Here is a 6,953-nt window from a genome sequence, read left to right on the forward strand (position 1 = left end):
CGGTATGCCATCCTGCGCCATCCATTATTACCACTGAATGACGGTCTTTTTCTGTGACTTTAGATATCTGCTCTAGATGGTTTATCATGATGTCTTTGTTAATGCGTATTTCGGTGATTGCGATCGCTCGTTTCGGTTTATTCCGATCACTTGATCCTGCCGTTTTTCTCTCTTCCTATTTTTACTCTAAGTGATCGGATTGCGCCAGTTTTCTCATCGACTCACCTCCTAGTTCTATTCGATGACTATTGTGTACCAGCCGATCCATTAGAGCGTCTGCGACAGTGGCGTTACCGATCATGTTGTACCACTCCTTTACAGGTAACTGACTGATGACGATCGTGCTGCTGTTTTGGTAACGATCTTCAAGCACTTCTAATAAGTGACCTGCATGCTCTTGGGTTAGCTTTTCCATCCCCCAGTCGTCGAGGATTAGTAGAGCTTTCTTAGCCAACGATTGAAGTTGCTTTTGATAGCTACCGTCCAGACGACCTGCGGTCAGGTCATCAAGCAGGCGAGTTAATCGGTAGTATCTGACCGTGTGTTGTTGGTCGCAGGCACTGGTTGCCAGTGCGCAGCCAAGATACGTTTTGCCAGCACCTGTTGGGCCTGTGATCAAGATATTCTGGTGCTTATGTAGATAACTGCCCGTTAGAAGTTCGCTCATCTGTTTACGATTGAGATTTCGTCCCTCCTTGTAGATGAGTTGGCTCGGCTGAGCATCCACTCTCAGTTTGGCTTGCCGTTTTAAGCGTTGGATTTTTGTCTGATTGCGATTCAAGATTTCACTTTCCAGAAGTAGGCTTAGCCTTTCCTCGAAGTCCAGCTCTGCGTAGGTGCTCAGTTGTTCTTGTTGCTGCTCTAACGCTTTCACTGCATGGCTCAAGCGGAGGGTTTTGAGTTGGTTGTTCAGTGCGTTCATTTGTATTTCTCCTAGTGATAACAGTTCGGGCCACGGACATTGCTATGAACAAGGTTCGGCGTGCTCGTGTTGTCTTTGCTCAGTTGTCCTTCACGATTGTTCTTCAGCAGATTGTTGATGAAGGTGTAGTTCGGTTTTGTCAGCATCAGCACATCTTTACAGGCTTGCTCTAAGCGCGACTCGCCATGCGCTTTACTCAGATTGAGCAGCCCAAGGCAGGAGCGATACGACTGCTCTGGATGAGGCTTGGAGTAGAGCATCTTATTGATGACTTCTCGTGTGGCTGGGCCGATATTGGCTCCCCAGTTGAGCAGGCGTCCAGGCGACCACTTCTGATGTTGATGATTACTCGGCATGTGCTCTGGTTGGGTGCTGTTTCCGCGCTCTCTTTGGCTGCGTGGATGCTGGGCTACCAAGTTACCTTGATGGTAGATCTGCACCAGACGGTTGGAGGCTTCCAGTTCGACATGGTGACCAACAAGTTGATGTGGCACCGAGTAGTAGTGGCGGCGATATTCTATGTGATAATCAGGCCCAACCTTGGCTCGCTTGGTTTCGGTATAGAGGTATCGCTGCTTAGGTAGCGGCTTTAACGCTGGCTTATCGAGTTTGTCGAACAGCGCTTTGCGGCTCGCACCATACTGTTTCATCTCACGTTCGTTTAAGTCATTCATAAGCTCACGGATGGCAAGGTTCAGCTCTTTGAAGGTATGGAAGGTTTGATGTCGTAGTCGCATCATGATCCAGCGTTCCACTAGGAGCACGGCATTCTCTGCCTTGGCTTTGTCTTTCGGTTTGTAAGGGCGAGCTGGCATCACTGCGGTTTGATAGTGATTCGCCAGTTTTTGATAACTGTCGTTAAGTCTCGGCTCATAACGATTGGCTTTGGTGACCGCGCTACGTAGATTATCGGGAACCAAGAGCTGTGGTACACCACCGAAGTGCTCGAACGCATTGGCATGCGCCTCTAACCAGTAAGACTTACCTTGACCCGGGAAGGCTTCAACATAGGTGTAATTGGACGCACCTAAGGTCGCCACGAACACTTCTGCTTCGCGCACTTCACCTGTATCAGGGTTGACCACTTGAAGCCGAGGCCCACAGTAATCGATAAACAGCTTGTCACCTGCCACATGGAGCTGGCGCATGCTGCGCTTTTGAGTTTTGAACCAACGAGTGAAGTGCTCGCAGAACTGAGTGTAAGCGTAAGCTTGTTCTTGATATTGCTCATGGTATTCCTGCCACAACAACATCTTTGTCATGCCTTTACGTCTGAGTTCGACTGCGTATTGAGTGAAGTCTGGCATGACTTTATCGCGACTGGCTTTCTTGCCGTGATACAGCGCTTGCGTGAGACCAGCATCGCTGCAACTTTCGGGTAGAGGCCAGCCAAGTTGGCTTTGTTTAAAGCGAGTAAGGAGTTCCGATATGGTGGACGGGCCGAGTTTCAGGCAAGAAGCGATACCACGATTGGAGAGACCGCAGTCGTACTTAAGGCGTAATACCTCTTTGATTTTGTTCATTGGAGTTCTCTTTTTGGCCATTGTCGCTTCCTTACGTTCTTGTTTAAGAAGTAAAGAATAGCGAGCTATTGATTTAAAAGAGAAAAAGGAAGGATTTCGGGCATTCCGATCGCGGTTTTCGCTATTCCGATCACCGATTTCGGAGTTAGGCTAAAAGTGATCGGATAATCGCGTAATCAGTGATCGGTTTAAACCGAAATGGGTGATCGGATAATCCCGAAATGACTGATCGGAATGCTCCGAAATATGCATTCGGCTACGAAATCTGACTTCTGCTCTATCTGTGAATCTATAGGATACGTGTAATTAGGGCTCTATCATGGAGGCTTCTCTTAAGAACGCTAGAGCTCGTAATGAGTCGACTTAATGTCTCTTGTTATGCATTGAGCTTAAAACCACTCTCGATGGTATTGAGCGACTCGTTCTAAGTACTTCAAAGGGTGAAAGTAGGCTAGATTCAGCTTAAAGGTGAGAGTCGCTAAGTGTGTTCCCAAGTGGTGCCTGAGGGGTATATAAGCTAAGAAATAGAGCATCCCTCGTATTCGTGAAGTGACGTTTATCACCCTGCGGATTTAGATTCTTTGGTTCTAGGTGCTGGTATATTAGGGGTTACCACTCTGTCTTCGATTTTGATGTGTTTGTTGACTCGATATTAATCAGTCGTGTTGACCGTTTTGCTCTGAGCATATTGATTTCTTGCTGGTTAGTTCAAGCTATGTTTTGGTTATTGCGACTAAGATGAAGCTAGAAGGTCACTACTGTTTGCTTAGTAGAAATAAAAATCCCCCAAATCATCGGCGGATAGTTTTGTGATTCTTTTCCGAATTAGATAAAGCCTTAAACCTAATGGGTCGAATTATGAAATTGAGTTTTAACTTTGAAGATGCGAGCCAGATCTTTGTGGGATCTTTTGCCTTGGCCGTGCCGATTTCTTTTTCTGAAGAGGCTTGGAAGTTAGGGGAGACTTTACCTACCGCTAATCTATTGCTGCTATTTTTACTGTCTGCGGTGTTCTTAGGCTTCTATACGTATGAGAGTGTCTTTCAAAAAGATGTTGTTGCTCGGTTGCCGGTGTTTATTTTCAGAATAGTGATTGCTTATGTTATGACGGCATTGGTCGTTGCTTTGGTACTGACTTGCCTGGACAAATTACCTCTATTGAGTGATCCCGTCGTATCGATCAAAAGAGTGATTGTTATTTCAATGCCAGCCTCTATGGGCGCTATTGTAGTGGATAGTTTTGATAAAGAGTAATCTGTGTATCAATTTGGATTGAAGTGTCTTACAGAGCTTTTCAGCGCTTACTTGATTCGTTATTTAGCTTTCTTACCTCCAAACTTAGTATTGATTTTTTCAACCGATCTCCTAGTCAATAAAATGAGTAGCAACGTACTGTGACTGACTCTTACGTGAATGTGTCGTTTGTTGTTGGGAGATTTTGAAGAGCATTAAGTAGCGAAGATTTGTAGCTTTGGAAGGATATAAAAACGGTTGGTTTCTGAATTGAATACGGTATTTGAAAGGTGAGGGTAGTTGTATTAATAAGTTAGGATCTTTAGATGCAAAAAAGCCGCATCAATGATGCGGCTTCTTTTAATTGGCTCCCCTTGCAAGACTTGAACTTGCGACATACGGATTAACAGTCCGCCGTTCTACCAACTGAACTAAAGGGGAATTGATTGTTTAGTCTCTAATCAAGAGAATGGTGCCGACTACCGGAATCGAACTGGTGACCTACTGATTACAAGTCAGTTGCTCTACCTACTGAGCTAAGTCGGCATCATGAATCAAAAAGCTTATGCTTGATGATTAACTTGGCTCCCCTTGCAAGACTTGAACTTGCGACATACGGATTAACAGTCCGCCGTTCTACCAACTGAACTAAAGGGGAATTATTCTTAAAGCTTTAAAGAATGGTGCCGACTACCGGAGTCGAACTGGTGACCTACTGATTACAAGTCAGTTGCTCTACCTACTGAGCTAAGTCGGCACATAATATTTCTTTGTGCTTTACTGTTGTTGTCTAAGACACCAACAAATAAATTGTGGTGCCCGGAGGCGGAATCGAACCACCGACACGAGGATTTTCAATCCTCTGCTCTACCGACTGAGCTATCCGGGCGACGAGGTGTATTAAACGTGTTTTCGCGTTCTGGGTCAACATTAAATTGCAAAAAAAGTATCGTTTGATGTTTTTCTATACTTAGTGGGTTGTTTTTGCTCATTTGGGGTGAAAAACCTAGGTCTAGCATGCCCTAAAAGATAGTAAAACTACGGTTAACTACACTGAATGGGCGCCGAAATAAAAAAAGCACGTATGAAAACGTGCTTTTTTATTTGAAAATTTTCTAGGGAGTTTAGTGTTTTACTTCAAACCTATTAACCCAAGCTTCTAATTCGTTGGAAAGAGAGGCAAGAGTTTGGGTGCTGTTATGACTTTCTGTTACGACATTGCTCAGTTGGTTACCGCTCTCTTCGATCATATTGATACGCTTCGATATATCATCGCTCACCTGAGTTTGCTCAGCGGCCGCTGTTGCGATTTGATGACTCATTGATGTAATGGACTCTAATGCGACAACAATCTGTTGTAGTGCTTCAGAGGCGTTTTGAGACTCTGTTACGGTGCTTTCACTGGTCGCGGCACACACTTCCATGGTTTGAATTGCGTTGCGAGATCCCTCTTGAAGGTTATTAATCATTAATTGGATTTCTTTTGTGCTCGATTGTGTTCTGCCTGCAAGGTTACGAACCTCATCTGCTACAACAGCAAATCCACGACCTTGTTCGCCAGCTCGAGCTGCTTCAATGGCTGCATTTAGTGCCAATAGGTTAGTTTGCTCCGCTATATCACCAATCACATCCAATACTTTTGCAATGTTGTTTACATCGTTATCTAGGTTAGCGACAGCTTCGCTTGCTGTGCCTAGTTGGCCTGCTAAGCCTTGAATGTTATCTACTGTGTTGTGAATGAGTTGTTGGGTATGCTGGCTCTGTTTGTCGGCCTCGTCGGTGTTGCGCGCGGTATCGCTAGCTGAAGCAGCTACGTTATTGGCTGAAGAGGCCATCTCGGTCATTGCTGTCGCGATCATCTCTGTTGATTGCTGTTGGGTGTCTGTCAGTTGACCAATTGACCCAGCGCGATCTTCTACGCGCTGCAGTTCGCCTCTTAATGCCAGCATTGAAGCGTCAAGGTTTGATACTAGCTCAGCCAATGACTTACTCATTTGTTGTACGGCGTGATATATACTGCCGTCAATTGCCTGAGTTTCAAAAGAGGTTTGAATTCGACCTTGTGCTACGGCTTGTACTGCTTCTCGTACGTCTTTAGGTTCGCCGCCAAGAAGCGCTAGCATGCGTTTAATGGATACAATTAGGCTCGCCAGAATAAGACCAGCAATCACGACACAAAGGAATAGCTGCCATTGAGCAGTAGACCAAAAACGAGCGTTAACTTCATTGAACCCGATACCAGTGCCGACAACCCAACCCCAATGTGGCGTTTTCTCTGCAATAGACAGTTTTTCTTCAATCGTTCCATCTGGCAGTTTTTGTGTCCAGGTGTACTCAATGATCTCGCCAGTGCGATTACCAAGTACTCTTTGGATTAGCTGCCCAACACTATTGCCGTCGCCATCTTTAAAGTCGTTAAAACTGGTTCCGTGCAGTTGAGGATCTAATGGTGTCGCGATAAACGTCATGTTCTCATCGGCTACGTAAACATATTCATTATCTTTATAGATGTTGTTGCGTAGAAGGCGAGTAGCTAGTTGCTTGGCTTGCTCTTCTTCTAGTGTGCCATCAATCGCCATTTTTTCGACTTCAGTAAGAATGCTGTATGCGCTCTTAAACAGCTCTGTTACGCGAGCTTTGTTGTCCATGTTGCTAGCAACTCTTAAGGTCCATAAGCCTGTAGCCGTCAGTGCTAGCAGGGCGATCAAGATGATGCCCGATAATAAGTAAGCTTGCGTTTTTAGTTTCATATTTCCCCGCGCAGCGATTCAATAATTAGTATTAGGTATAATTCATCGAATCTTAATCTAAGTGGTGTAAGGCAGATATTAGAAAGACATCAAAGTATGATAGGGATTAAATTTTCGAAGAAAAAAAAGTAACAGGACTTGGTTCTATTTGTTTTAATGTGAATATTAGCGGGTCATGAACTTTATAAGGCGTTGGTTCTGTTGTAGTGGATATGCTTTATAGAACTTAGAATCAACTGCTGTAGTAAGAGTACTAAAAGGAGATAACTCAATTTATCGAGACTGATTAAGAGTTAGTGAGGAGCTGATGTGTATATTGAATAGAGTTTGTTTTTGTTCAAACGAAAAAAAGCCAAGTCTTTCGACTTGGCTTTCTTGAATGTGGCTCCCCTTGCAAGACTTGAACTTGCGACATACGGATTAACAGTCCGCCGTTCTACCAACTGAACTAAAGGGGAAATATTTGTGTCAACATCAGGTCTATAAAGACCATTATTTGTTAAGCACCAAATAATGGTGCCTCGA

At 44.5% G+C, this 6,953-nt stretch carries 4 protein-coding genes and 6 tRNA genes; 1 reads left to right on the top strand and 9 read right to left on the bottom strand.

Translation table 11 applies throughout. The features are described 5' to 3' along the window. Positions 1–181: 181 nt before the first annotated feature. Positions 182–922 (bottom strand): IS21-like element ISVch3 family helper ATPase IstB, encoded by a 741-nt coding sequence (gene istB / locus AB4167_RS19595; RefSeq protein ID WP_136975822.1) that lies wholly within the window; start codon positions 920–922, stop codon positions 182–184. 11 nt (positions 923–933) lie between these two features. After that, positions 934–2,466: an IS21 family transposase gene (istA, locus tag AB4167_RS19600; protein WP_372136916.1), complete on the bottom strand. Its 1,533-nt coding sequence runs from the start codon at positions 2,464–2,466 to the stop codon at positions 934–936. A gap of 837 nt (positions 2,467–3,303) precedes the next feature. On the opposite strand from istA, the gene AB4167_RS19605 reads away from it, so the two are divergent. Continuing rightward, complete coding sequence (locus tag AB4167_RS19605; RefSeq protein WP_017060180.1) at positions 3,304–3,699, top strand: DUF2391 family protein; 396 nt, start codon at positions 3,304–3,306, stop codon at positions 3,697–3,699. A 344-nt stretch (positions 3,700–4,043) separates the two neighbouring features. Here AB4167_RS19605 and AB4167_RS19610 read toward each other — a convergent pair. The 7 genes from AB4167_RS19610 to AB4167_RS19640 all read right to left on the bottom strand — a co-directional run bounded on the left by AB4167_RS19610 (position 4,044) and on the right by AB4167_RS19640 (position 6,886). Beyond that, positions 4,044–4,119, bottom strand: a tRNA-Asn gene (locus AB4167_RS19610). A gap of 29 nt (positions 4,120–4,148) precedes the next feature. After that, positions 4,149–4,224: transfer RNA gene (locus tag AB4167_RS19615), tRNA-Thr, on the bottom strand. A 36-nt stretch (positions 4,225–4,260) separates the two neighbouring features. Beyond that, positions 4,261–4,336 (bottom strand) — tRNA-Asn (locus tag AB4167_RS19620). A gap of 23 nt (positions 4,337–4,359) precedes the next feature. Continuing rightward, positions 4,360–4,435, bottom strand: a tRNA-Thr gene (locus AB4167_RS19625). Between the two features lie 56 nt (positions 4,436–4,491). Next, positions 4,492–4,567 (bottom strand) — tRNA-Phe (locus AB4167_RS19630). Positions 4,568–4,802: 235 nt separating this feature from the next. After that, positions 4,803–6,428, bottom strand: coding sequence for a methyl-accepting chemotaxis protein (locus AB4167_RS19635; RefSeq protein ID WP_372136917.1), 1,626 nt, complete (start codon positions 6,426–6,428; stop codon positions 4,803–4,805). A 382-nt stretch (positions 6,429–6,810) separates the two neighbouring features. Then, positions 6,811–6,886: transfer RNA gene (locus AB4167_RS19640), tRNA-Asn, on the bottom strand. Positions 6,887–6,953: the final 67 nt, after the last annotated feature.

This window comes from Vibrio sp. 10N.286.49.E11, assembly GCF_041469505.1.
Taxonomy (GTDB): Bacteria; Pseudomonadota; Gammaproteobacteria; order Enterobacterales; family Vibrionaceae; genus Vibrio; species Vibrio crassostreae_C.

What these genes read in the sequence shown, in the direction of transcription:
- AB4167_RS19605 (WP_017060180.1), top strand. Translation starts at nt 3,304, where the DNA reads ATGAAATTGAGTTTTAACTTTGAAGATGCGAGCCAGATCTTTGTGGGA.
- istA (WP_372136916.1), bottom strand. Translation starts at nt 2,466, where the DNA reads ATGGCCAAAAAGAGAACTCCAATGAACAAAATCAAAGAGGTATTACGC.
- AB4167_RS19635 (WP_372136917.1), bottom strand. Translation starts at nt 6,428, where the DNA reads ATGAAACTAAAAACGCAAGCTTACTTATTATCGGGCATCATCTTGATC.
- istB (WP_136975822.1), bottom strand. Translation starts at nt 922, where the DNA reads ATGAACGCACTGAACAACCAACTCAAAACCCTCCGCTTGAGCCATGCA.